Source organism: Kineosporia sp. NBRC 101731 (genome assembly GCF_030269305.1).
Taxonomy (GTDB): domain Bacteria; phylum Actinomycetota; class Actinomycetes; order Actinomycetales; family Kineosporiaceae; genus Kineosporia.
The window spans coordinates 522,381-545,798 of sequence record NZ_BSTC01000002.1 but is presented as its reverse complement, the minus strand read 5'-3'; the positions used below and the strand labels follow the sequence as shown (position 1 = coordinate 545,798).

Annotated in this window: 26 protein-coding genes; 16 read left to right on the top strand and 10 right to left on the bottom strand. The window is 64.7% G+C overall.

Annotated elements, in window-relative coordinates:
- Positions 1-82 precede the first annotated feature (82 nt).
- Complete coding sequence (gene fdhA, locus QSK05_RS09625; RefSeq protein WP_285596208.1) at positions 83-1,300, top strand: formaldehyde dehydrogenase, glutathione-independent; 1,218 nt, start codon at positions 83-85, stop codon at positions 1,298-1,300.
- Between the two features lie 108 nt (positions 1,301-1,408).
- Here the strand turns inward: fdhA and QSK05_RS09620 are convergent, their stop codons facing one another.
- The 5 genes from QSK05_RS09620 to QSK05_RS09600 all read right to left on the bottom strand — a co-directional run bounded on the left by QSK05_RS09620 (position 1,409) and on the right by QSK05_RS09600 (position 7,494).
- Complete coding sequence (locus tag QSK05_RS09620; protein ID WP_285596206.1) at positions 1,409-2,527, bottom strand: nitroreductase/quinone reductase family protein; 1,119 nt, start codon at positions 2,525-2,527, stop codon at positions 1,409-1,411.
- A gap of 189 nt (positions 2,528-2,716) precedes the next feature.
- Entirely contained in the window at positions 2,717-3,142 is a 426-nt protein-coding gene (locus tag QSK05_RS09615; RefSeq protein ID WP_285596204.1) for a response regulator, read from the bottom strand.
- Between the two features lie 23 nt (positions 3,143-3,165).
- A complete protein-coding gene (locus QSK05_RS09610; protein ID WP_285596201.1) occupies positions 3,166-5,406 on the bottom strand; it encodes an ATP-binding protein in 2,241 nt (746 codons plus the stop codon).
- On the bottom strand, positions 5,403-5,945 hold the full coding sequence (locus QSK05_RS09605) for a biliverdin-producing heme oxygenase (RefSeq protein ID WP_285596199.1): 543 nt from the start codon (positions 5,943-5,945) through the stop codon (positions 5,403-5,405). The genes QSK05_RS09610 and QSK05_RS09605 overlap by 4 nt, the downstream gene beginning before the upstream one ends.
- A 394-nt stretch (positions 5,946-6,339) precedes the next feature.
- On the bottom strand, positions 6,340-7,494 hold the full coding sequence (locus QSK05_RS09600; protein ID WP_285596197.1) for a DNA recombination protein RmuC: 1,155 nt from the start codon (positions 7,492-7,494) through the stop codon (positions 6,340-6,342).
- Between the two features lie 330 nt (positions 7,495-7,824).
- Here QSK05_RS09600 and ychF point away from each other — a divergent pair, with 330 nt between their 5' ends.
- From ychF to QSK05_RS09585, 3 genes are all read left to right on the top strand, one after another.
- Positions 7,825-8,928: a redox-regulated ATPase YchF gene (ychF, locus tag QSK05_RS09595; protein WP_285596195.1), complete on the top strand. Its 1,104-nt coding sequence runs from the start codon at positions 7,825-7,827 to the stop codon at positions 8,926-8,928.
- Between the two features lie 344 nt (positions 8,929-9,272).
- The gene (locus QSK05_RS09590; RefSeq protein WP_285596193.1) at positions 9,273-9,656 is read left to right on the top strand and encodes a hypothetical protein; all 384 of its coding nucleotides are present in this window, start codon (positions 9,273-9,275) and stop codon (positions 9,654-9,656) included.
- Between the two features lie 311 nt (positions 9,657-9,967).
- Complete coding sequence (locus QSK05_RS09585) at positions 9,968-10,792, top strand: hypothetical protein (RefSeq protein WP_285596191.1); 825 nt, start codon at positions 9,968-9,970, stop codon at positions 10,790-10,792.
- 111 nt (positions 10,793-10,903) lie between these two features.
- Here QSK05_RS09585 and QSK05_RS09580 read toward each other — a convergent pair whose 3' ends face one another.
- Positions 10,904-11,146 (bottom strand): helix-turn-helix domain-containing protein, encoded by a 243-nt coding sequence (locus tag QSK05_RS09580; protein WP_285596189.1) that lies wholly within the window; start codon positions 11,144-11,146, stop codon positions 10,904-10,906.
- A 139-nt stretch (positions 11,147-11,285) separates the two neighbouring features.
- On the opposite strand from QSK05_RS09580, the gene QSK05_RS09575 reads away from it, so the two are divergent.
- Positions 11,286-12,155 carry a recombinase family protein gene (locus tag QSK05_RS09575; RefSeq protein WP_285596186.1) on the top strand — a complete coding sequence of 290 codons (870 nt, stop codon included), beginning with the start codon at positions 11,286-11,288 and terminating at the stop codon, positions 12,153-12,155.
- A gap of 499 nt (positions 12,156-12,654) precedes the next feature.
- Here QSK05_RS09575 and QSK05_RS09570 read toward each other — a convergent pair whose 3' ends face one another.
- From QSK05_RS09570 to QSK05_RS09565, 3 genes are all read right to left on the bottom strand, one after another.
- The gene (locus tag QSK05_RS09570) at positions 12,655-12,999 is read right to left on the bottom strand and encodes a hypothetical protein (RefSeq protein WP_285596184.1); all 345 of its coding nucleotides are present in this window, start codon (positions 12,997-12,999) and stop codon (positions 12,655-12,657) included.
- 176 nt (positions 13,000-13,175) lie between these two features.
- Positions 13,176-13,580: a ricin-type beta-trefoil lectin domain protein gene (locus QSK05_RS36285; protein WP_352300596.1), complete on the bottom strand. Its 405-nt coding sequence runs from the start codon at positions 13,578-13,580 to the stop codon at positions 13,176-13,178.
- Positions 13,581-14,134: 554 nt separating this feature from the next.
- On the bottom strand, positions 14,135-14,713 hold the full coding sequence (locus QSK05_RS09565) for a Uma2 family endonuclease (protein WP_285596182.1): 579 nt from the start codon (positions 14,711-14,713) through the stop codon (positions 14,135-14,137).
- A 267-nt stretch (positions 14,714-14,980) separates the two neighbouring features.
- On the opposite strand from QSK05_RS09565, the gene QSK05_RS09560 reads away from it, so the two are divergent.
- The 11 genes from QSK05_RS09560 to QSK05_RS09510 all read left to right on the top strand — a co-directional run bounded on the left by QSK05_RS09560 (position 14,981) and on the right by QSK05_RS09510 (position 22,173).
- Positions 14,981-15,220, top strand: a complete 240-nt coding sequence (locus QSK05_RS09560; protein ID WP_285596177.1) for a hypothetical protein — start codon at positions 14,981-14,983, stop codon at positions 15,218-15,220.
- Positions 15,217-15,612 (top strand): hypothetical protein, encoded by a 396-nt coding sequence (locus QSK05_RS09555; protein WP_285596175.1) that lies wholly within the window; start codon positions 15,217-15,219, stop codon positions 15,610-15,612. The genes QSK05_RS09560 and QSK05_RS09555 overlap by 4 nt, the downstream gene beginning before the upstream one ends.
- Before the next feature lie 177 nt (positions 15,613-15,789).
- Positions 15,790-16,578: an alpha/beta hydrolase family protein gene (locus QSK05_RS09550; protein WP_285596173.1), complete on the top strand. Its 789-nt coding sequence runs from the start codon at positions 15,790-15,792 to the stop codon at positions 16,576-16,578.
- A 161-nt stretch (positions 16,579-16,739) separates the two neighbouring features.
- Positions 16,740-17,549, top strand: a complete 810-nt coding sequence (locus QSK05_RS09545) for an NAD-dependent epimerase/dehydratase family protein (protein WP_285596171.1) — start codon at positions 16,740-16,742, stop codon at positions 17,547-17,549.
- A 154-nt stretch (positions 17,550-17,703) separates the two neighbouring features.
- Positions 17,704-18,447 (top strand): HAMP domain-containing protein, encoded by a 744-nt coding sequence (locus tag QSK05_RS09540; protein ID WP_285596169.1) that lies wholly within the window; start codon positions 17,704-17,706, stop codon positions 18,445-18,447.
- Between the two features lie 188 nt (positions 18,448-18,635).
- On the top strand, positions 18,636-20,225 hold the full coding sequence (locus QSK05_RS09535; protein ID WP_285596166.1) for a methyl-accepting chemotaxis protein: 1,590 nt from the start codon (positions 18,636-18,638) through the stop codon (positions 20,223-20,225).
- Between the two features lie 47 nt (positions 20,226-20,272).
- Positions 20,273-21,013 carry a tyrosine-protein phosphatase gene (locus tag QSK05_RS09530; protein ID WP_285596164.1) on the top strand — a complete coding sequence of 247 codons (741 nt, stop codon included), beginning with the start codon at positions 20,273-20,275 and terminating at the stop codon, positions 21,011-21,013.
- Between the two features lie 113 nt (positions 21,014-21,126).
- Positions 21,127-21,339, top strand: a complete 213-nt coding sequence (locus tag QSK05_RS09525) for a hypothetical protein (protein WP_285596161.1) — start codon at positions 21,127-21,129, stop codon at positions 21,337-21,339.
- A 93-nt stretch (positions 21,340-21,432) separates the two neighbouring features.
- On the top strand, positions 21,433-21,588 hold the full coding sequence (locus QSK05_RS09520) for a hypothetical protein (protein ID WP_285596159.1): 156 nt from the start codon (positions 21,433-21,435) through the stop codon (positions 21,586-21,588).
- Positions 21,589-21,611: 23 nt separating this feature from the next.
- The gene (locus QSK05_RS09515; protein WP_285596155.1) at positions 21,612-21,776 is read left to right on the top strand and encodes a hypothetical protein; all 165 of its coding nucleotides are present in this window, start codon (positions 21,612-21,614) and stop codon (positions 21,774-21,776) included.
- Between the two features lie 55 nt (positions 21,777-21,831).
- The gene (locus QSK05_RS09510) at positions 21,832-22,173 is read left to right on the top strand and encodes a hypothetical protein (protein ID WP_352300742.1); all 342 of its coding nucleotides are present in this window, start codon (positions 21,832-21,834) and stop codon (positions 22,171-22,173) included.
- A gap of 82 nt (positions 22,174-22,255) precedes the next feature.
- On the opposite strand, the gene QSK05_RS09505 is transcribed toward QSK05_RS09510, so the two are convergent.
- Positions 22,256-23,353: a glycoside hydrolase family protein gene (locus tag QSK05_RS09505; RefSeq protein WP_285596151.1), complete on the bottom strand. Its 1,098-nt coding sequence runs from the start codon at positions 23,351-23,353 to the stop codon at positions 22,256-22,258.
- Between the last annotated feature and the right edge of the window lie 65 nt (positions 23,354-23,418).

The window sequence follows — 23,418 nt, the reverse complement described above, 5'->3', positions numbered from 1 at the left end:
GTTTTGCCATGGCCGGCCCGAAAGACCCGTGTTCTGATGGGGGAGTCCGTTCGCCGTCGTTCGACGAAGAGGTTGATCACAGATGGCAGGCAACAGAGGCGTTGCGTACGTGGGCCCCGGCAAGGTCGAGGTCCAGGACATCGACTACCCGAAACTGGAACTGCAGGACGGCCCCGGGGTGCACCCCGACAACATCGGCCGGAAATGCCGTCACGGCGTCATTCTCAAGGTCGCCGTCACGAATATCTGCGGCAGTGATCAGCACATGGTCAGAGGCCGCACCACCGCCCCGCCCAACCTCGTGCTCGGGCACGAGATCCTCGGCGAGGTGGCGGAAGTCGGGCCCGACGTGGAGTTCCTCAAGGTCGGTGACCTGGTCTCCACGCCGTTCAACATCGCCTGCGGGCGCTGCCGTAACTGCAAGGAGGGCAAGACCGGGATCTGCCTCACGGTGAATCCGGCCCGCCCGGGCGCGGCCTACGGGTACGTCGACATGGGTGGCTGGGTCGGTGGGCAGGCCGAGTACGTGATGGTGCCCTACGCCGACTTCAACCTGCTGCGCTTCCCCGACAAGGACCAGGCGCTCGCCAAGCTCACCGACCTGACGATGCTGTCGGACATCTTCCCGACCGGCTATCACGGAGCGGTCTCCGCGGGCGTGAAACCCGGCTCCACGGTGTACATCGCGGGTGCCGGTCCGGTCGGCCTGGCGGCCGCCGCGGGCGCTCAGCTGCTGGGTGCGGCCGTCGTCATCGTGGGTGACCTGAACGAGGAACGCCTTGCCCAGGCCCGGAGCTTCGGCTGCGAGACGGTCGACGTGTCGAAGGGCGAGCCGAAAGACCAGATCCTGCAGATCCTGGGTGTTCCGGAGGTCGACTGCGGAGTGGACGCGGTCGGTTTCGAGGCCCGCGGGCACGGGGAGGGCGCTTCCGGGGAAGCTCCCGCCACGGTGCTGAACTCGCTGATGGAGATCACCGCCGCCGGAGGCGCTCTCGGCATTCCGGGGCTCTACGTCACCGGCGATCCGGGCGGTATCGACGAGGCGGCCAAGATCGGTTCGCTGTCGCTCTCGCTGGGCACGGGCTGGGCCAAGTCGCTGTCGTTCGTCACCGGTCAGTGCCCGGTGATGAAGTACAACTACGGGCTCATGCAGGCGATCCTCAACGACAAGGTGCAGATCGCGAAGGCGGTCAACGCCACGGTCATCTCCCTCGACGAGGCCCCGCAGGGATACGCCGATTTCGACCAGGGCGCCGCGAAGAAGTTCGTGATCGATCCGCACGGCATGGTTTCCGCCTGAGTGATCGGGGTGGTCGCCTCTCGTAGGCGACCACCCCGATAACCGTTGCTTTGAGGACGAGGGGGTGGCCCGCGTCCTCAAAGCCGGGTTCTCGTCGGGTCGGGTCGGTCAGGCCGGACGGGCCGCACCCGTCGGCTCCAGCACCACGATCGGGATCTCGCGGTCCGTGCGAGCCTGGTAGTCGTCGTAATCCGGCCAGGCGTCGGTCATCTCGGCCCACATGGCGGGCTTTTCGTCCGGGGTCGCCACCCGGGCCCGGACCGGCACGACCTGGTTCTCGACCTGGATCTGGGTATCAGGCTTCGCCTTCAGGTTGAGGAACCAGGCGGGCGGGGCGTCCGTGCCGCCGTTGGACGCCACGATCAGGTAGGCATCATCGAAACGGCGGTAGATCAGCGCGTGGGTGCGCGACTGGCCGGACTTGTTGCCCACGCTGTCGAGCAGCAGGATCGTGGTGCCGTAACGCCACTCGTGCCCGTCCGCGCCCCGGGTCTCGCGGTAGCGCTGGATGTGCGCGGCGCCGTGCAGGTCGAGAGCGGTGCCGTTGGGGATGTCCTTCAGTGCCTCGACCACCGCCCGGGCCGTACTGGCGCTGGAGGCCGGGTTCTGGCCGGTGATCAGCTTTCCGTCCACCACCACGGTGTCGCTCCAGGCCGGGCCGGTGGCCAGCTCGGCGCCCTGCTCGGCCAGGCGGCTCTCGAGGAACCACGGCGAACGGTCGCCCAGCCCGCCCTGGTTCTCCTCCTCGTCGGTGAAGGCGGTGATCCGGCGGCCCTTCAGCGCCGACGCATCGATGCTCAGCAGACCCGCCGCACCGTGGCACAGCGTGGCCACCACCTGGTTCTTCTTCACCGCCCGGCCCAGGAGGCGCCGCAGGTCGGCGTCGTCGATGAGGTCGGTCATCGGGGCGTGCCCACCCGGCAGGTACACGCCGTCGTAGTCGGGGCCCGAGACCCGGCCCAGGTCATGGGGGTGCTGAAGCTGGTCACCGAGCTCGTCGAGATAGGCCCGGAAGACCGGGGTGTTCTCGTCGTCGTCCGGCAGGCTCACCGGATCGGCCGTCGGGGTGCGGCCTCCCGGGGTGGCGATGTCGACCGCAACGCCGGCCTCGGTCAGTACCTGGTGCGAGCGCACGACCTCCTCGGCCCAGTAGCCGGTCGGGTGGGAGGTGCCGTCGGCCAGCGTGAGGCTGTTGGCCGCGCTGAGCACCATGAGAATCTTGGCCACGTTTTCTACGTCCTTCGGTCGGTCAGCTATCCATCGGCGTCCGGATGTATTCGTACCCGTTGCACCCCGGATGCCGCACGACGAGCCGACCCGTCGCCGTCACGTTCTGATGATCGTGCCCTTCGGCCCGGACGCAGCGAGGTGGCCGGCCACCTCCGCGTCGAGATGCCGAGCAGATGACGAGCAGATTCAGTTGGAACTCTTCACGATCGATCGGTTCTGCAGGCACCAGAAGGCCGCGAAATCGTGGATGACCTGCCGGAAGTCATCGGGTCGGATGTGCTTGACCATGAAGCCGTTGGCGCCCGACTCGTAACACTGGCGGATGTCGCGCTCCGCTTCCGACGAGGTGAAGGCGACGACCGGTATGTGACGGACACTCGGGTCGCCCTTGACCGCGCGAAGGACTTCGTGGCCATCGATCCGGGGCATTTTCAGGTCCAGCAGGATGACGTTGGGGTCCAGGGTGTCGCGGGTCTTGAAGGCGCCTCGGCGATAGACGTAGTCCAGGGCTTCGACCCCGTCCCGGGCCACTTCCACGGTGATGCCGGCCGGAAGGTTCGCGGTCAGGCAGGAAATGGTCAGTTCGCGATCGTCGGGATCGTCGTCCACCACGAGGACGTGTTGGGGCGCCGGGGTCATGACGTGACCGGCAAGGCCCGCAGGGGAAGGACGAAACCTATCTCGGACCCCTGATCGGGCCGGCTGCGTGCAAACACGGATCCCCCATGTCGCTCGATGATTCGGCGGACAGAAGCCAGGCCTATCCCAGTTCCAGGGAATTCGGCAGAAGTGTGCAATCTCTGAAAGACACCGAAGAGCTTACCAGCATAGGCCATATCGAAACCGACTCCATTGTCGGAGACGGTGTAGATCAATCCCTCCGGCGTCTTTTTGCCGGAAATGCGGATCTCGGCGCGCGGGCATGGCGCCGTATATTTCAGAGCATTGTCCAGCAGATTGAAGAGAACCTGCCGAAGGAGCACCGGATCCCCGTAGGCCATCGGAAGGTCATCGATGGTCCAGGTCACCTCACGGTCGGTTGCCTGCTCCTGGAGGAACTCCGTGAGGGTTCGGGCCACAGCACTCAGATCGACCGGGGCGTAGCCGACCTCTTCGTGACCGAGCCGGGCGAACATCAAAAGGTCATCGATGAGCCGGGCACCCCAGTCGGCGGTCCTGATCGTGGTCCGCAGCTCCTGAAGAAGCAGGTTGCCCGGTCGATCGGGTTCTTCCTCGATCGACTGGAGCATGGTGGCGAGCCGTCGGGAAATGTGACGTATCGGGGCCCGGAGGTCGTGAGCGACCGAATAGGAGAAGCTCTCCAGTTCGGTGTTGGCCGCGGTGAGTCGCTTGCTCAGGCTGGTCTGTGCCGCGAGCGTCTCCCGCAGGAGGAGGGAGATCACCGCATTTCGTACATGTGTGGCAGCGGTGACGTGACTCGGTCCCCAGGCGAGTTCCGGATCGCCGATCGGCTCGGTCCACGGTTCGAAAGAGACACGCGGGTGGATTCGCCCGTCCGCACCGATCGTTTCCTTGACCGTCCGGTCACCGGCCCAGGTGATGCTTCTTTCGCTGGCCTGCCGGAACCACAGCAAATAGTGTGGTTTGCTGTCCGAGATCGGTAGTGCAATGACATCCAGATCCGGCAGGTACCGGTAAGCCGGGCCGCGTTCGATCATTGATCCCTGGGGTACCGCCGCGGAAGTGTCCCAGATTCCGGCGACCAGTTCGCCCAGTGCCTGCGCATCGGGGGTCCGGCCGGTAGCGGTGATTTCCCGCTCGGTGATGATGGCAGCTCCGTCGGCAGCCGCGACGTCCAGCCAGGTCGCGGCATTCGTCAGGAAGCACTTCTCCAGCGACTGATCTCGTGAGAGCGCAGTGGTCAGAGTGCTGGTGGCGCGTTGGACCCGGGCCAGAGGCCCTTCGCGCTGGGCCCATTCCAGCGAACCGAACTGCTGAGCGGTGATCTGGCAGATGAAGTCGCACATCGCCCGGATCTCGAGGCTGACGGCCCGGACCCGCGCATGGTGACAGGAGACCATGCCCCAGAGTTGCCCGCCATTGATCAGCGAGATGGACATGGTCGCCACCGCACCCATGTTGCGCACGAACTGCCGGTGGCTGGGGGAGATACTGCGAAGTGCCGCGGTGCTCAGATCCAGCGGTTGGCCGTCGATCGGGCTCAGGAGCGGGGTGATGCCGACGGGGACATAGTTCGCGTCGGGCATCTGACGTATCCGGTTCTCCAGGTACAGAAGACGGGCCTGCGCCGGAATGTCTGAGGCCGGGAATCTCAGCCCGATGTAGGACGGTAGGTGCCCGTCATTGGACTCGGCAATGACCTGAGGGTCACCGTTGCGATGGAAGCGGTACAGCAGCACCCGGCTGAACCCGGTTAATTCTTTGATCTCCCTGACCAAGGTGGCGCCCAGATCGTCCACCTGGCCGACCTCGACGAATTTCTCCAGCAGGGGTGAGAGCGAGAGGAAGGAAGGGTCTCGGACGTCTAATCGGACGGGCTCATCGGTGTCCAGCAGGGATTCGAATTCCAGGATCATGCCCTGTGGCGTCGGGTGCGCGGTGACGCTCAGTTCGCGGTCGCTGAGGCGCAGTCGCCCGTTGAAGAGGTGATTCGGCTGGAACGGCCAGGCGCGGATCTCTTGCGTCAGCGTGCCCGTCTCGGGCAGGTCGGCCAGACCGCGAGACTCCCCGGGCCGCAGGTCGAGCCCGGTAACCGAGTAAAAGTTGTCGCTGGCCTGCAAGAGGTGGAAGCTCGCCATGTCAACGACTGCCAGTGCCCCGTGCGGCTGGATGGTGCCCGGTATGCGAATCGGCTCGTCCTCGCACGGGACAGCCGTAGCCGCGGTCTGGCTCATGCGATCGCCGATCGGGTGAGCCAGGTGTGCAGGACGTCGAATGTCTTCAGTGCTCCGCGCGCGATCTCCGGGTCGGTCGAGGGCCACGGGGTCTGGTGGAGGGCCGTCACCAAGCCGTTCCAGGCGGCGTTGGCCCGGGGGTCGTCAGAGAAGTAGGCCAGCCCTTCGGGCGGCGCCCAAGGGGCACTGCTGACGGCGCGGCCGATGACGCGGGCTCCTTGCCGTGAGCCCAGAATCACGTAGAGCGAGCCAAGGGCCAGGCCTGGTGAGCGCACCAGTTCCGAGGCGGCCGAACAGGCAGGAATCGCGGCGATCTCGTGCTGTTGGACGTTCAGCCTCGTCAGATCGGATGTCAGGTCGGGGAGGCGGCTTGTACCGGTGAGGTACCGGCGGGCCTGAGGACTGGCTGCCACGGCCGGTTCCCAGACCTGGAAGAACCCCAGCAGGCCGGCCAGGAAATCGATGAACCGCTGCTGCGACAGAGGTTTGCTCAGGAGGGAAAGGTCGTGATCCAGGCGTTGGTGGGCAATTCTGGTCATCTGGCGAATACTCATGAGTGCCGACTCGGGCCCGGGAGATTCGGCGTGCCGTGTCGGCAAGCGATAGTTACGTGTGGTCATCGGAACTCCCCCGGCAACGTGTACGGGAATGCGTGGGCCGCTGATCTCGGCATACCAAGATCAGAAGGGGTCTGCCGGAGGAACTGTAGAACCTGGGAGATTCGGATCCCGGCAGATTGCCGATGTGTCAGGGCGGAGGTTTCAGCCCGTGTTCGTCGGGTGACCGGATTTCACGAAAGTCATGAATACTGCGTTTGTCTGGTTGTGAACATATGACCTGGCCGGGTTGGCCCTGGTTCACCCGTTCCATCATCGAAGACGAGGCGAGCGGTGTGGCGGAGGGCCACCCCGTGGTGAGGTGAGGCGCTCCCCGTCACCAGGGCGACGAAGATCGATCTGGCCGGTCGAGAGGGCCGGTGATCAGCTCGTCGGCGGTGAGCGGGCGAGGGCTGGACTCCAGGGGCGCGATGGCCGGGATGTCGTGGTCGACGAGGTCGAGATCCTGCATCTTGCGGGCGGTGACGAGAACGCGGCGTTCGAGGGTGCCGACCAGGGCGTTGTAGTCCTCGACCACGCGGTGCAGGTCGCGGCCCAGCTTGCTGGCGTGCTCGCCGAGGCCGGCCAGGCGGCGGTAGAGCTCGGAGCCGATCTCCAGCAGTTGCCGGGCGTTGCCGCTCACGGCCTCGGACTGCCAGGTCAGGGCGACCGTGCGGAGCAGGGCCAGCAGGGTGGTGGGGGTGGCCAGCACGACGCGGCGGGCCATCGCGTGCTCCAGCAGGCTCGGGTCGGCGGTGCAGGCGGCGGCCAGGAACGCCTCGCCCGGCACGAAACACACCACCAGCTGGGGGGTCGGCTGGAACGCCAGCCAGTACTCCTTCGCCGCGAGCGCGTCGACGTGGGCCCGCAGGGCCTTCGCGTGGGCCCCGGCCGCGGCGCTCAGGGCGGCCTCGCCCTTCTCGCTGGCCTCGAGGAAGGCCGCGAGCGGGGCCTTGGCGTCGACCACGACGTACTTGCCGCCGGGCAGATTCACCAGAAGGTCGGGGCGCACGCCGTTGCCGTCGGGGGTGGTGCCCGTGGCCTGGGTGAGGAAGTCGACGCGGGGCAGCATGCCGGCGTGCTCCACCACCCGGCGGAGCTGTACCTCGCCCCAGGCACCGCGGGAGGTGGGCGAGCGCAGCGCGCCGGCCAGGGCGGCGGTCTGGGCCCGCAGCGACTCACCCGACGCCTGGACGGCGGTCAGGTGCTCGTCGAGCCGGGAGTACTGCTCCACCCGGTCGCGCTCGAGCGTCTGCACCTGTTTCTCCACCCGCTGCAGCGTCGCGGACAGCGGTGACAAGGTGGCGACCAGTTCGTGATCCTGACCGGCCGTGGCCTCCAGGTCGGTGACGCGCTCGCGCAGCAGGTCGCGCTCGGCCTCGAGCGAGGCCTGCCGGGCCCGCAGCAGGGTGGTGAAGGCAGCGCGAGCACCGAACGCCGCCAGCGCCAGCCCCAGGAGCAGGCCGAGCAGGAACCCCACCGCGGTTGTCATGACGGCCACGATGCCAGGCGCCACCGACAGTGATGGCGGCGATACCGATTCCGGACCCGATCGAAGCCCCCGGCCCCGAAGTCCATGATCGTGTGCGTTCGTTGCGGTGATCGCGCACGGAATGCCCACGATCACTGTCCACCAAGCGCCACGAAGCGCCACGAAGCGCCACGGACCGCCACGGACCGCTCAGCCCGTCGCGGAGAACGCCGGTGAGTATCGCCGCGAGGCAGTCCTGGGCGTCCACCGCGTGCGGTGACCGGACCGCGGCCGGTGCTCGTGGGCGTCCGCAATTCGGGCCTCGCGACCTGTGGCCAGTAACCTGGGCGCGTGGCACTCACCATCGGCATCGTCGGTCTCCCGAACGTCGGCAAGTCGACGCTCTTCAACGCTCTCACCAAGGCAGAGGTGCTGGCGGCGAACTATCCGTTCGCCACCATCGAGCCCAACGTGGGTGTGGTCCCGCTGCCCGACGAGCGGCTCGGCAAGCTGGCCGGGGTGTTCGGCAGCGAGAAGCTGGTGCCGGCCACGGTGTCGTTCGTCGACATCGCGGGCATCGTGAAGGGTGCCAGCGAGGGCGAGGGCCTGGGCAACAAGTTCCTCGCCAACATCCGTGAGGCCGACGCGATCTGCCAGGTGGTGCGCGCCTTCGTCGACGACGACGTGATCCACGTCGCCGGCCGGGTCGACCCCGCCGACGACATCGAGGTCATCCACACCGAGCTCATGCTGGCTGACCTCCAGACCCTGGAGAAGGCCATTCCCCGCCTCGAGAAAGAGGTCAAGGGGAAGAAGGCCGACAAGGCCGTGCTCGACGCCGCCCTCGCCGCGCAGAAGCTGCTCGAAGAGGGCGTCACGCTGGCCAAGGGCGCTGCGAAGGCCGGTATCGAGATGGAGCACCTGCGCGAGCTGTCCCTGATGACCAGCAAGCCCTTCATCTTCGTCTTCAACGTCGACGAGGACGGCCTGTCCGACGAGAAGCTGCACACCAAGATGCGCGAGCTGGTAGCCCCGGCCGACGCCATCTTCCTGAACGCCAAGCTGGAGTCCGAGCTCGTCGAACTGGAGCCCGAAGAGGCCGCCGAACTGCTCGCGAGCGTCGGCCAGGAAGAGTCCGGCATGGACCAGCTGGCCAAGGTCGGCTTCCACACCCTCGGCCTGCAGACCTACCTCACCGCCGGCCCGAAGGAGTCCCGCGCCTGGACCATTCACCAGGGCTGGACCGCTCCGCAGGCCGCGGGCGTCATCCACACCGACTTCCAGCGCGGCTTCATCAAGGCCGAGATCGTCGGCTTCGACGACCTGATGGAGGCCGGCTCGATGGCCGAGGCCAAGTCCAAGGGCCGGGTGCGCATGGAGGGCAAGGAATACGTCATGCAGGACGGCGACGTGGTCGAGTTCCGTCACGGAGCAACAACTGCGGCGAAGAAATAGAAGCGCCTCTGGCTTGAGACGATGCGGTTGGGGCCACGGGATTTGAATCTGCGGCCTCTTAGTCCCGAACAGCGTTAGTGATCGTCTGGCAGCTGAGCGTCTTTACGTTTGTGCAGGTCGGGCTATCGGATGCCGTTGGTCTGCGTTGCTCCGCCCCCGACCAGCTACCAAGATCATCTCCCCGGATTTTCCCAAGGGGAGAGGAGCGGCTGAAACAGTGGGCCGCGACTGTTTCAGCCGATTTTGCACCCGCCCTGCACCGAGCGGTGCGATGACCTCCGCTGTGTGCGTGATCGCAGGTCCGCCGGCCGGGTTGCTGTGCGACAGTCGATGATGTTAGCGAGATGGAGCAGATTCGCGCCCGGGTCGAGGTGCTGGAGTCGGAGATCGGTCGGCTTCGTGGCGAGAGTGCTGGCACGCGCGTCCTGGCGGCCGAGGCCGACCGCGAGGTGAGCTCGGCCAGCGAAGCTCTGCGAGCTCACGTCGGTGGCCTGAACGCTCTTCGCCAGACTCAGGTAGAGCAGAGTGGCACGCTTCGGGAGATCGCGAACGCAGTCGGGGCGCTGGCCGTAGGGCAACATGGTCTGACCGAACGCGTCGACAAGGTTGAGGGTCGCCTCGGGACGCTTGAGGGCAAGGTAGACGCGTTGGTCAGCGGTCAGCAGGCGCAGAACGAGATGTTGGCCGGCCTTACGACGGCGATCCAGAGACTCTCCGAACGCGGCTGAGCTACGTCCCGGCCTAAAGGGGACACCTTCACTAGGGTGTTCCCCCTTTTTGCTCGCGTATCCATGCAGTTCAGACGGATTTGGGGACAGTGGGGACAGGGGGGACACCCTGGGCTGGGCCTCTCTCTGGGCTGAACCAACCGCAACGAGTAAAGATCGGATTATCCCTACCCGTGAGGCGCCAACTTGGGGAAAGGGTCGACGAGCCGAACGTTCGTCAGTCAATGGCGACGGAAAAGCTGAGTTAAACTTCGGAGTGTCCTTGCGGGAAATATCCTCTGCCGATCGCAACGGTGCCTAGAATCACCGCTATGTTCACGACTAAAGTTCTGACATTCCTTCTCCTGCTACCCATGGCGGGGGGCGTACTTTCGCTCTTGCGAAGTATCTACGACTGGTTAACCTTCCTCGTTCAAAAGCCGGTCGATGAATTTGTCCTGCGGCAGGGCTCAAAGGTCTATGTAAACTGGGTCTCCCTCCCGTTGGGCACCTCGTTAAGTGCCGGTTTGATCGGTCTGGCCCTATCCCAATTCGAGAGGGCCTTCACTGGTGGGCCTCGAGGTTTTAATTCTGCAGTGCCATTCGGTGTCTTCATAGCGGGAATAGCGGTGGCAGTTGCGATGCCGATCTATGTGGACAACAAGAGTCGGCAAGGATTAGATCTGCTGGCTTCGCGCATCTACGAAGTGGTTCATGGATCGGACTTTGCTGGCAGTCCGAGCGTGATTCGCGACGAAATTAAGCAGAATCTCTTTGATACGCGTCGCCGATATGAGCGACGGTTTCGGCGATGGAAATGGCGAGCGATATTGGCTTCGGTGCTCTTTGGGATCTTGCTACTTTCATGTATTTTTTGGCGGGTCGGTTGGGAACTTTTTGCGCGGCATTCATCGCCGTTCGCCATTTTAATTGTTGCCCAACTAGTCTCGTGGGTTTTAGCCAAGAAGTTGCGCAGTAACGTAAGCGTCGCGTATAACGAATACTTGAACGCATTAACGAAGTGGGAATCATCTGCGGGAAAAAGAGAACGTAAAGGCCCTGCGAGTCGACAGAATCTTTCGGTGGTCACGATGGCTGCTGCCATCGTCTGCGGGATGGCCATCGAATCGTTCCGCTCTCGGCTCTCTGGGGGTTAACTAAGATCCCCTTCGCCGTGCGCGACTCGATTGAGGTGAACCCGGCAGGCTGTGAGGCTTCCCGTGGCGCCGCGCCTGCTTTCCTTGGGTAGTCGAGAGGGTGCAGGCGATCTAAAGACGCATCGCGCGGAGGTCTTCTGGGTCGGCCCGAGCGAACAGGTCTGTGATCCCGATGCCAAGAGCGGAGCAGAGTCGCGGAATGTCGCTCGCCGTGATGGTGCGCTTGCCGTTCTCAATGTTGCTTACGGTGTCACCGGAGAGACCGAGGCGTTCCCCAAGCTGGGCCTGGGTGAGCTGGGCGCCGGCGCGCTCGCGTCGTACGTTCGCCGCGATCACATCTCCCAGTTCTGGCACATCTCGAACCGTACGGAGAGGTTCGCGGCTGTGCGTACCGCTGATCGGATGGCGCTAACGTCGGCGCTCTGCCAACGCACAGCGTGCGCAGAGCGGCTACAACGCCAAGGGGCCACGGCTTACCGGGTACACCTCGGAAATGGCGGTGATCGAGGCTGAGGCCGCATCGGTCCGGGAAGTCTTCAGCAGGTTCGCGGCAGGCGACTCGCTTTACGCCCTGGCGAAATGGCTCACTGTCTCGGAGGTGCCGACCCGAACGGGTAGCGCGTGGAATCAGTCCTCTGTGCGGGGGATCCTCACCAATCCGCGCTACGTCGGTCGAGTGGTTTACCAGGGCAAGATCGTTCCGGTAGAGAGCCGATGGACACCCCTGGTCGAGGCCGAGGTGTTCGATCATGTGCAGGAACGGATCAACGATCCGAGGCGGCGCAAGCAGCAGGGAACGGACCGAAAGCATCTCGGGTCTGGCCTGTACCTCTGCGCGGTATGCGGAAGAGTCCTGCAAGGCTGGAGCGGAGCACGGTATGCCTGCCGATTCGCGGTTGGAAACGGCGGAGGGCACGCGAACCGGACGCGAGAGCCGGTAGATGCTTACGTCATTGCCGTGCTTCGGGCACGTCTCGGACGATCCGATCTCACTGACCTTCTGCCGGCGGTTGAAGACGAGGCAGCACAGCGCGCAGCATCCAAGATCCGGCTACTCCGGGCGCGACTGGCGACCGTCGAGGGCGACTACGACTCTGGACTGATCGATGGTCGGCGGTTCAGAGTCGCTTCGGAGAAGATCATGTCTGAGTTGAGTACGGCTGAGCAAGAATCTTCGCAGGCAGGGGCGAAACACGTGCTGCATCTGGTGCGTGCTCCGGATCCAGTGGCCGCATTCGACGCGGCAACGCTCATGCTGAAGCGCGGCATTCTGGACGCGCTGTGTGTGGTGAGGTTGAAAGCCGGGAAACGCGGGTCGCGAATGTTCAGGCCCGGTTCGGTGGATATCCAGTGGAAAGAATAGGCAATGGCCCGGCCAATTGGCCGGGCCATTTTCGTTCATTGACTCAATCGTCTATGTCGATCGTCCTGCGCCACTTCTCCCAACCTTCGGGGCGAAATGAGGCGTAGATAGAGCATTCGTCCATGCCCTGTTTAATCGCCTCTGCATGAAGAGCGCTCTCAACTGCGATGGTGATCGCCTCGGCCTAGTCCCGGGTGCACGCGGAGAGGCGAATCCCGATCTGCTTCCCGGTTCGCCGGCGCTGAGGTGAGGAATCGTCAGAGGTGGTCATGCTTGCAGTGTCGAATAGGGTGCGCGTCCTGCTGAATCCAACTGGTCAGTAGTGGGTGAACGTATGAGTTTGATCACCGGCGTCGGAGTGCAGTTAGAGATGCCCTACGTCAGGCGTGTCATCCCACATTAAAAGCCAATTTAATTAAATCTAACCGGTGCCGCGCGGTCCTCCTGGGTTAATCAATTGGCGGTTGTGTCAGTTGGTAAAAAGGCGCACAACGCAGCTCTAAGTCTCCTCCGCTGGCAGGCCGTCAAGCCAAAGTGTGACAAATGTTTCAGCTTCATCCGGCGTCGCAAAAATTGTCTCTCGATCGAGCATGAGTCCTAGCCTTTTCGCAAAGGAAATGTTTTTGTCTTTGTGCTCGATGGTTTCGAGGCAATTCTGCGGGGAGTAAAATCTTCGAAGGATGGCTATATTGGCATATAGCTCGTTCTTCGTCGTATTTACGTCCTTGTCTGGTGAATATGCCAATATAAGACAGGTTGGACAGACCGATTGCTTGTTGGCGAATTTATAAATTGCCCGGGCGTACCGCTCTGTAATGATGGATGGTGCTGGAGTTTGCTTCATGGTGCATCTATCGGCCTTGCGGGTTGTGTGCTTGATGCCTGATGTGCAGGTGGCAGTTCGGGAAAGGTTTGATTGTTGCCGTCGGAACGTGATCGAGTTCCGGTTCCAAGTTTAACAATCCGAAAATTGGGGTGTAGCGCCGACGGCCGGGTGGCGCTACAGCCCCAATCGATCACTCAGGTGGTAGTGGGCGAAGAAATGCTTGAGGGGTATGCCGAATACAGCCCCATACCCCACCACTGTGCAAGTGAATAGTTGCACGGGTAAACAATGAACTGACGTCCATTGCGACGGTCGTTGGCGTCAATGCATTTTCCAGAATCTGGATTCCTGTAGCCAGGGCTCCGGCCAGTAGAATCAGCCCGGAACGGAACCCACCTTTGAGCAGATGTTCCATTGCAATCCCAAATATACAGCCCCTTGCCGGTGGCCATATTATTTCCATCTAGACAGCGGTTGGAATTTGGGTTGCGTAGGGATTTGTTTGTTGTCGAGTAGACCCAGGTCTGCGCTCCGGTTCCATTGCAGTCGTATGCTTGGACGGCTGTGCCGTTTGACTTTCCGGCATTGCGCACATCCATGCAACGCCAAAAAGCCTCTGCCGATGCAGTGCCGGAAAGCGCTAATGGCGATAAAACTATCGCGACCGAGGCGGCAATAAGCAGTGTTAGGCGCCGGTGGATCAAGGTTCCCCCATGTGGATGCTTCGCGAATCAGTCAGCCCGCCCTGTAGCGGCCAAGAGTATTTTCTACAAGGTTTGAGACTGCATCTCGCGATTGCAGTCCATGGTTGGGTGATTTCTCGGGATCAAAATTTCACCTGGGTGACTTTTAGGAAAGGCATTGACAAAAGCGGCTAAGTCGACTTTAGCCAAGCTGAGTAGAAAACGTTCGGGTCTGACTAGATAGGGTCAGGATCGTCAAGGTTCGACGGTCTCACACCGGAAGTTGGACAGCCGCTGGCCCCGTTGCTTGTCCTCTTGCGGAACGTGAGCCCTCAAGTTGTGCGGTCGTCGGGTGCGGGTCCTCGGGCTGTGAGAGGCCGACTCCAAGTTCGTTGATCGGCGTCGGAACGTGGTCGAGTTCCGGTTCAACGTCTGACCGGATTCCGGTGCTTCATCTGGTGCCTGGTCCGCTACTTGCGGCCGGGCACCAGAGCGTTGAGGTCGAGTTCCATCCCGAACGGTGTGGAGGTGCGCAGCTTGTCGCGGTGAATTCCGGTCGGGGCGTATGCGCGGGTGGGGGCGTCCAGCTCGTAGCTGTGGACGACCGGGGCCCCGCTTTCCTCCTCGATCCGCCAGTAGTGGGCGATCCCGGCCTCTGCGTACTTGCGCAGCTTGACCGTTCGATCGCGGTGTGCCGACTCGGGCGAGACGACCTCGACAACGAGAACTACCGCTTCGGGTGCATACCAGGTGCGATTCGGATCGTAGGGAGCCGTCGTGACCAGAAGGTCCGGCTCCGGACGATTGCGTTCGTCTAGTCGGATCGTCATCTCGCGCTCTACCTCGAGACCGGCCGGCGCCTGTTCCGACAGGAAGACCGCCAGCGAAGTGACCAGACGGCCGTGCCAGGAGCGCTGCGGAGACATCATGAAGACGAGCGCTCCATCGATCAGTTCGGTGTGGCGCGGGGCTTCCGCAAGGCGGTCGAGGTCTTCGGCGAACCACCCCTCGGGGCGGGGTGGGCGCATCCACTCCGGCAGCGAGGTCATGCTGGTAAAAATAGCATCCGGGCTACTTGGCGTAGCGTCGCAGCTACGCTCCTCTGCGGCTGGTACGCGCTGTTCCTGCAGGTCAAGGTTCTTTCGGCGGGCTCTGCGGAGCACGGGCAGTATCAGGCGGACACGCACGAGGTTGTTGATCAGTGACGTAACCTGGCTGAGTTTAGGTTCAACGTATAGTAGTCAATCGTTGCTTTCTGTACCAAAAGCCCGGTTTTTCCTTGCTTTCAGTTGGTAACACTGCGGTATGGTCTTGGTATGGCGAAGACGAAGAAGGTCACCATCACGCTGCCGGTAGAGCTGCTGGAGAGTCTGAAGTCGCACACCGACAACGTCTCTGGCTATCTGACCGAGCTGGCTGAACGTGCCGAGCGGCGCCGGCTGCTGCGTGAGGAGCTGGATCGCTATCAGGGGGAATTTGGGGCCTTCACCGAGGCAGAGCTGGCCGAGGCTCAGTCACTGCTTCGCGGGAGTGAGGGGTCGGCGAGCGCGGCGTGAGTGTCGAGTCGCTGGTGCTCGACTCTCAAGGCTTCTCATTGTGGATCAAGCGGGATCGCAAGGTGATGCTGCTCCTGGAGCAGGCTGAGCGCGACGGGGTTGATGTCGCCATGTCCGCCGCCACGATCATCGAGGTCTCGCACGACGGTCTGGATCAGGCCCGGCTGAACTGGCTTCTGTCTCAGGTCAGGGTGGAGTCGGTGACCAAGGAAAGCGCACGTCGCAGCGCTGCCTTGTTGAAGGACGCGGGACTGCATGGGCACAAGTACGCGATCGACGCCATGGTCGCCGAGGTGGCTCTACGACTTCCGGGGCCGACCGTGGTTCTCACCTCCGACGTGGATGACATGGTCAAGCTGTGCGGGCGTCGGGTGCGGGCCATCGGGTTGTGAGAGGTTGCCCTGAGATCGTTGATCCGTGCCGGAATGCGGTCGAGTTCCGGTTCAACGTCTGAGGGAAGGCCCGGGTTGGATCACGCGCCTGGTGTCGGAACCGATCGAGCTCGCGACCAACGCGGCCCCTCGTGCTGGAGGTCATCGGTTGCGGCCTGACGTGGTAGATCATTCGTCATGATCGAAAAGGTTTCGTTCCCGAGTTCGGTCGGGCCCATGCTGGCTGGTGTGCTCGAGGTGCCGGACGGCCCCGTGCGGGGGTGGGGAGTCTTCGCCCACGGGTTCACGCTCGGCAAGGACTCGCCGGCGGCCGCGCGCATCTGCCGGCGCCTGGCCCGCGAGGGCATCGGGATGCTGCGCTACGACAACCTGGGTCTGGGCGACTCGCAGGGTGACTGGGGCGACGGGTCCTTCACGGTCAAGATCGCCGATACCGGCAAGGCCGCCGAGTTCATGGCCGCGCGGGGCGCGCCCGTCGAGCTCCTGGTGGGTCACTCCTGGGGTGGTGCCACGGTGATCGCCGCGGCCCGGGAGATCGACGGAGTGCAAGCGGTGGCTACGGTGGGAGCTCCGGTCGACCCGAGTCGCGTGGAACGTCACTACGACGCCGTGGTCGAGAAGGTACTGGCCGAGGGCTCGGCCGAGTGGCTCATCGGGGGTAAGGCCCTGACGCTCAAACGGTCGTTCGTCGAAGACGTCCGGGCGTCCGAACTGCGGGACCGGATTCGCGAGCTGCGCCTGCCCCTCCTGGTGATGCACTCGCCCACCGACAACACCGTCGGCATCGAGAATGCCAGTGAGATCTTCCAGATTGCCCGTCATCCCCGCAGCTTCATCTCCCTGGAGGGGTCGAACCACTTCCTCACCGGCGCCGGTCAGGCCGATCGGGCGGCCCGGATCATCAGTGCCTGGGCGGATCCCTACCTGAGCGCGGTGTCGTCGGGAGCGGACCGTGCCCTCATTTAATGGTTCGACCTTCTCCTGGTCAGGCCCGACCCTGGTGGGGTGAAGCCACCATTGCCGCGTGGGCCCGCTCTCACCGGGCGGCCCACGCTCCTGTCCGTCCAAGTCGACCGCGGGGAACGCGTTCACCGCCCAGTGTCCGGGGCCGCCGTATGAAGGTCTGGGTGAGTGGGGCGCGGGGGAAGCTGGGCCGCGAGGTGTGCCGGCAGCTCGAGATCGAGGGGCATCAGTACGTGCCCGCCGATCTGGTACCGGATACGGATGGACGTTCGGTCGACCTGCTGGATGCCGGAGCGGTCGCGCAGTCCCTGCGGGGGTGCGACGCGGTGATTCATTGCGCAGCCATTCCGAGTCCGGAGAACATCGAGCCGGTCGAGCTGGTGCGGATCAACACCCTCACCACGTTCAACGCCCTGGAAGAGGCCTGGCGTGCGGGAATCCGCACCACGGTGCTGGCGTCGAGCGGATCGATCTACGGGCCGGCCTGGTCGCCGGAGCCCCTCGTGCAGCCCTATCTGCCGGTGGACGAGGAAAGTCCGCTGCAGTACGTGGATCCCTACGCGCTGACCAAGGACTTCCTGGAGCGCACGGGCCAGATGTACGCCCGGCGGGGGATGACGGTCACGGCACTTCGTTTTCACTGGATTCTCTCGGTGCCGGAGGTGCGGAGCCTCGCTGTTCCGATCCCGGAGGCCGATCAGGTCGACAACCTCTTCGGCTACATCGCTCTGGAGGACGCCGCGCGGGCCTGCCTGCTGTCGCTGAACCCGCGGCCCGGGACCGGGCCCTACGAAGTGCTGGTCATCGCGGCCGACGACACGACGAGTGCGACCCCGACCCGGGAGTTGCTGGCCCGGCATAGCCCCCAGTCAGTAGTTCGACGCGATCTGCCGCTTCATACGGGGGCTTTCGATATCAGCCGGGCGAAGGAGGTGATCGGGTGGGAGCCCCGGGCCACGTGGCGCCGGAGCTGATGGGACCGGAGTGAGGCCATGATCGGGACAGCCGTGCTTTTCGGCCCGGTTCTGGTCGTTCGGGTGAACCTGTCCGGAAAGATCAAGCTTCGACGGCACAGGGCAATCCAGTGTCCGCCGGGGGCGCCTCGGTGCCGCTCGCCGAGGAGACCTCATGCTGTCCTCGGTCCTGATCGCCCGCTCCATCACGGTGCCCATCGCGCGGATGGTCCAGGCGCTGCGCCGGGTCGCCGACAAGGATCTGAACGCCGAGGTCGAGACGGGATTCCGTGACGAGGTCGGCCAGATGGCCGATGCCCTGACCCTGGCTCTGCGGCAGATCTGTGACGCCATCCGGGCTCTGGCCGAGGCCTCCGGAGTCTTCGGAACCACCTCGGAGAATCTGCAATCGGTCTCCGCGCAGCTGGACGTGAATGCCGACACCACCGCGAGCCGCGCCGACCTGGTCTCGAACTCGGCGGGCGGGGTCTCCCAGGGGGTGGGAGCGATGTCCGCCGCCACGGAGGAGATGAGTGCCTCGATCCGGGAGATCGCGCAGAACGCCTCGAACGCGGCCGGGGTGGCCCAGACCGCGGTGACCACGGCGAGCAGCACCGCGCAGACCGTGCACCGGCTGGGCGAGGCCAGCGCCGAGGTCACGACGGTGATCAATGAGATCAACGCCATGCAGAACACGATCGCGGCCGCGGTCGAGCAGCAGTCCGCCACGACCGCCGAGATCAGCCGCAGCGTCGGTGATGTCGCCTCCGGATCCGACGAGATCGCGGCGAACATCCTCGAGGTCGCCGGATCTGCCGCGTCCATGTCGGAAGGGGTCACGGCCACGCGGGCGTCGGCGGCCGAACTCGGGTTGCTGGCCGGCCGCATTCGCGGTTTGGTCTCTGAATTCGCTTACTGAATGGGGAGAGTCACACGCGGGAAACGTCTTCCGCAGATGACTGGGCTCGTCTGCGGCGAAATGGTCGTTTCGCCGGTCCCGGGACCTCCGTCCTCAATCTCGTACCGCTCCTCAGGCACGGCCCGGTCGCGCCGATTTTGAGTGCCAGGAAACTGCCGCGTCGCCGCGGCCGGGCATAGGGAGTTGCCTTGAAGTGGTTCAGGGATCTGAAGGTCCGGCTGAAATTCCTCACGGTCGTGGGGGTTCTGATCGTGCTCACCGGTGTGCTCGTCGGGGTCGGCCTGCAGGGACTGGCGTCGGTCCGGAGCGCGTCGGTGGAGATCTCGGACAACTGGCTGCCCAGCGTGCGGATCGTCAACGTGCTGAACACCAACACCTCTGACTACCGGATCGCTCAGTTCCAGGTGGCCAGTGCCCCGTCCGCGGCGGCGCTGGCCGAGGCCCGCACCCAGCTGGACGACATCACGAAGACCGTGGCCGACTCCCGCAGCATCTACGAACCCTTGATCAGCTCCGATCGGGAGCAGCAGGAGTACGACGAGTTCGGCCAGTTGTGGTCCGAGTACGTGAAGACCAGCGACACGGTGATCTCGCTGGCGGAACAGGGCCGCGAACAGGCCGCCCTGGCGGTTCTCGCCGGCCAGGAGGCCACCACCACCTACAACAGTGCCAGCGCGATGTTGCTGGATCTGTCGACACTGAACTCGGACGGAGCCGACCAGGCCACCGACGCGGCCGCGAGCACCTACACGCGTTCACGACTGACCCTGCTGACCCTGACCCTGATCGCCATGCTGGCCGGCGTCGGTCTGGCCCTGATCGTCGCCCGGCTGATCGCCCGGCCGCTGGGCAACGCCGTGACGGTGCTGCAGTCGGTGGCGGCCGGCCGGCTGACGGAACGGCTCACGGTGACCGGCCGCGACGAGGTGGGCCTCATGGCGGTGGCGCTCAACGCGGCCCTGGACCGGCTGAGCGAGGCCTTCGGGGCGATCTCGGCCACGGTCACGTCGCTGGCGTCGACCTCGGAGACGATGACCGTAACCGCTGACGGGTTGTCGGTGGCCGCAGCGGAGTCCGCGACCCTGGCCGAGTCGGCGTCGGCGACCGCGGCCGAGGTCTCCGGCAGCGTCCAGACGGTAGCGGCCGGGGCCGAGGAGATGTCGGCATCCATCACCGAGATCGCCCGCTCGACCTCGACGGCCAGCCAGGTCGCGGCGGAGGCCGTCGAGATGACCCAGCAGACGAACGCCACGGTCAGCAAGCTCGGGGAGTCGTCGGTGGCGATCGGTGACGTGGTGAAGGCGATCAAGGCGATCGCCGAGCAGACCAACCTCCTGGCGCTGAACGCCACCATCGAGGCGGCCCGGGCCGGGGAGGCCGGCAAGGGATTCGCCGTGGTCGCCGAGGAGGTCAAGCAGCTGGCTCAGCAGACCGCCCAGGCCACCGGGGAGATCGCCGAGCAGATCCAGGCGATCCAGTCCGACACCGGTGCCTCGGTGCAGGCGATCGAAGGCATCGGCCAGATCATGGAACAGATCAACAACACCCAGAGCACGATCGCGGCCGCTATCGAGGAACAGTCGGCCACCACCAGCGAGATCGGGCGCAGCATCAACGAGGCGGCCCAGGGCAGCGGTTCGATCGCCGATCTGATCGCCTCCGTCGCGCGGGCCGGTGAACGCACCGGTGAGAGCGTGGAGACCACCCGGCAGACCGCGGCAGACCTCTCCCGGATAGCCGGTGACCTGCGCACTCTCACGGCTGGGTTCCAGTTCTGACGCAGGAGTCAGGGCCCTCGGCGGTCGGGCATTCGTAGGATGCCACCATGTCTGAATCTCGTGAATCTCGTGAATCCTCACGGATACTGCGGGTGGACGGGCTGGTCAACGCCCGAGATCTGGGTGGCCTCCCGCGCACGGGCGGTGGGGAGACGCCCTACGGCGTCTTCTTCCGGTCCGAGATCGTCGACCGGGTCACGCCGAGCGGGTGGGACCAGATGTACGAGGCCGGGATCCGGTCGGTCATCGATCTGCGGACGCCGGGGGAGAGAGCCCGGGACGTCCACGACCGGCCGGACTGGCTGACGACGGTGGCGGTCGATCTCGACGGGGCGGAGAACCGCGAGTTCTGGCCTTATTTCGAGGACAGCGGTCTGGACGGGACCCCGCTGGTGTTCCTTCCTCACCTGGCGGCCATGCCCGAACGGATGGGAGCGGTGCTCACGGCCCTCGCCGAGGCGCCCGAGGGCGGTGTGCTGTTCCACTGCATGAGCGGGCGTGACCGTACGGGTCTGACGGCCATGGTTCTTCTGCACGCGGCGGGGGTACGGCCGGAGGCCGTCGCCGATGACTACCTGCAGACGGCCCGGCTGGGTGGAGGTTTCGCCCTCACCACCGATGCACAGCGTGAGCTGATCCTGATCGACGAGCTCCTGGGGCAGCACGGTACGACGGCGGAGCGGGCCCTCCTGGCGGCTTTCGAAGGGCTGCGCCTGGAGGAGCTGCACCTTTCTCCCCAGGTCCGTCACCGGGTGATGACCTGGAGAGGAGTCCTTACCCACGGATGAACCGGGATCAAACTGACCCAACCCTTGATCCTTTACGCATTCGATGCACTATTGTTACGAATGTGCACCGCCCTTCCGAGGCTGGTGGCAGAAATGGTGAGGGGTACAGGCTCTTGGCTCAGCACGACAACACCGGTCCTCGTCAGCGCGGTCGTCATCTGGCCCGTCGCCTTCGCGGTTCGGCGAACGAGTCGACGGCCCTGCAGTGGAAGCCGAGCGCCGTGGTCGAGGCGCACACGGGCTCGATCGCAATCGACGACCCGTCCACGCGACTGGGCAAGCTCAGGGCGATCCGTGACCACATGGCGGCGCCCGACCAGGCCTGATCACAACGGTTCTGCCTGAATAGCATCTGCGCCACCGTCGGCCACCATGACCTCCATGGAGATCGAGGTGGTAGTCGGGGCATCACCGCTGAGGTGGACGAGGTCGGCGCCTGCGGGTTCCCGGTGTTCGAACCCTGCCGGATCAGTGTGGACGCCCTGCGCGGCGCACAGAGTGCGGTCGCCCGGTGCGTGCTGGTCGCCTTCGACGAGCGCACCCGCAGATTCTGGGAACGCGCCCTCGCCGCCTGATCTCACCCGGCAGAATGTCCGGTATGGGCGTCGACGTGCTGACGGGTGGGGTGTTCGGGGACGGCGTCATGGGTGAGCCCGGCCGCATTCACTGCCCCAAGAACCTCACCCCGCTGAAACCGATTCCGCTACCACCTCGCGACAATACCGACCTGGAGAGCTACCTCCACCCCGAGGACGCGCCGTAATGCGTTGGAAATCCCTGCGTCCGAGCGCATAACGTCGGTGAACGTGAACGTGAACATGGACACCACGGTGACGCTCTGGCGGCCGACCGGCCCGGCCGAGCTCGAGTTGGTGCGGGACAGCGGCTGGAAGCGCTGGCCCCCACGCCTGCCGGACCAGCCGATCTTCTACCCGGTGCTCAACGAGGACTACGCCGTGAGGATCGCCCGGGACTGGAACGTACCGGCGTCCGGGGCTGGTCACGTGACGCGGTTCGAGGTGCGCCGCGAGTACCTGGAACGGTACCCGGTGCATCAGGTCGGTGGCCGGACGATTCTCGAATACTGGATCCCGGCAGAAGATCTCGACGAGTTCAACGACAACATCGTGGGGCTGATCGAGCTCGTGCAGACCTTCTGAGCCCAACGGCAACCGGCCGCCGAAGCCCCTTCAGGGGAGGCTTCGACGGCCGGGTCTAGAGGTCGGTCGGGATCGGCCGGAGTCAGCCGGCCACCCGGTAGGCCTCGCCGGGCTGGGTGGCGGAGCCGTCGGGCCGGTACAGGCCGGTCTCGTCCTGACCGTTGGTGGAGGTCGGGAAGGCGAACCAGGAGTAGTGCTCGACGTAGCTCAGGCTCTCGAGCATCTTGGTGGACGATGTCACGAACTCGGCCTGGTTCGCGGCCGAGGGGAACTTCTGGGCCCCGGCGGCGAAGTTCATCAGCGAGTACTCGGTCAGCCAGATCGGCTTGCCGTACTTGCGGTGCACGGCCTCGATGTACGACTTCAGCTGGGCGGTGGCGTTCGCACTGGTGAAGTCCGAGCCGTACCAGTGCAGCGTGATGAAGTCGACGTCGTAACCCTTGGTCTTGGCCCCGGCCATGAACTTGTCGAGCCATTGCCCGTCCTGGTCGGCGCCCCAGGCGACGGCCGGGCTGCCGAGGCGCATGCCGGTGTCTTCCAGCTGCGGCCACAGTTCGAGGGCCTTCTCGACCGTCATGTTCGACTGTTCACCCAGGTCGGGCTCATTGAAGCCGAGCAGGGTGTTGCCGTTCTTCTGGGCGGCGGCCAGGTTGGCGCTGGTGACGGAGTCGGCGCCCCAGATCATCGGGACGAAGTCGACGCCGGCGGGGGCGCTCACCCCCTGCGGTTCCGGGGACCAGTTGTAGAACCAGCTGACACCCGAGTCTTTCAGCGAGGCGGTGATGCTGTCCTGCTTCCAGAGAGCGGCGCCCTTCTTCACCGAGCCGACCGTGTCCGGGCCGGAACCAGTACCCGTGCCGGTCGTGGGAGTGGGAGCCGCCGTGGGCGTTTTCGTCGCTGCGGCCTTGCGGGCCCTGGCGATCCGTTCCCGCAGCGCCTTCGCGCGCTTGCGGGCGGCCGCGGCCTTCTTCTTGAGCGCATCTGCGGATGCGGTGGAAGTAGCCGTGGGGGCGGACGAGGTGGTCGTGGAGGCGGCCTGCGGCAGGTCGGCCGCGACCAGCGAGGCCTGGGCGGCGTTTGCGTTCGAGGAGCGCGAACGCAGTCCGAGGTAGCCGAAGCCCCCCATGACCAGGGCAATGGCGGCGATGATTCCGACGAGGCGTTGGTTCCGGCGAGTCACGTCGTGGAGCGTAGGAGGGTTCGCGCTAAGCCCGGTGAGGCAAAAGGCCTAACGGTGCCTCAACA

What these genes read in the sequence shown, in the direction of transcription:
- fdhA (WP_285596208.1), top strand. Translation starts at nt 83, where the DNA reads ATGGCAGGCAACAGAGGCGTTGCGTACGTGGGCCCCGGCAAGGTCGAG.
- QSK05_RS09610 (WP_285596201.1), bottom strand. Translation starts at nt 5,406, where the DNA reads ATGAGCCAGACCGCGGCTACGGCTGTCCCGTGCGAGGACGAGCCGATT.
- QSK05_RS09605 (WP_285596199.1), bottom strand. Translation starts at nt 5,945, where the DNA reads ATGACCAGAATTGCCCACCAACGCCTGGATCACGACCTTTCCCTCCTG.
- QSK05_RS09600 (WP_285596197.1), bottom strand. Translation starts at nt 7,494, where the DNA reads ATGACAACCGCGGTGGGGTTCCTGCTCGGCCTGCTCCTGGGGCTGGCG.
- QSK05_RS09590 (WP_285596193.1), top strand. Translation starts at nt 9,273, where the DNA reads ATGGAGCAGATTCGCGCCCGGGTCGAGGTGCTGGAGTCGGAGATCGGT.
- QSK05_RS09585 (WP_285596191.1), top strand. Translation starts at nt 9,968, where the DNA reads ATGTTCACGACTAAAGTTCTGACATTCCTTCTCCTGCTACCCATGGCG.
- QSK05_RS09575 (WP_285596186.1), top strand. Translation starts at nt 11,286, where the DNA reads ATGGCGGTGATCGAGGCTGAGGCCGCATCGGTCCGGGAAGTCTTCAGC.
- QSK05_RS09570 (WP_285596184.1), bottom strand. Translation starts at nt 12,999, where the DNA reads ATGAAGCAAACTCCAGCACCATCCATCATTACAGAGCGGTACGCCCGG.
- QSK05_RS36285 (WP_352300596.1), bottom strand. Translation starts at nt 13,580, where the DNA reads ATGGATGTGCGCAATGCCGGAAAGTCAAACGGCACAGCCGTCCAAGCA.
- QSK05_RS09565 (WP_285596182.1), bottom strand. Translation starts at nt 14,713, where the DNA reads ATGACCTCGCTGCCGGAGTGGATGCGCCCACCCCGCCCCGAGGGGTGG.
- QSK05_RS09560 (WP_285596177.1), top strand. Translation starts at nt 14,981, where the DNA reads ATGGCGAAGACGAAGAAGGTCACCATCACGCTGCCGGTAGAGCTGCTG.
- QSK05_RS09550 (WP_285596173.1), top strand. Translation starts at nt 15,790, where the DNA reads ATGATCGAAAAGGTTTCGTTCCCGAGTTCGGTCGGGCCCATGCTGGCT.
- QSK05_RS09540 (WP_285596169.1), top strand. Translation starts at nt 17,704, where the DNA reads ATGCTGTCCTCGGTCCTGATCGCCCGCTCCATCACGGTGCCCATCGCG.
- QSK05_RS09530 (WP_285596164.1), top strand. Translation starts at nt 20,273, where the DNA reads ATGTCTGAATCTCGTGAATCTCGTGAATCCTCACGGATACTGCGGGTG.
- QSK05_RS09515 (WP_285596155.1), top strand. Translation starts at nt 21,612, where the DNA reads ATGGGCGTCGACGTGCTGACGGGTGGGGTGTTCGGGGACGGCGTCATG.
- QSK05_RS09510 (WP_352300742.1), top strand. Translation starts at nt 21,832, where the DNA reads ATGGACACCACGGTGACGCTCTGGCGGCCGACCGGCCCGGCCGAGCTC.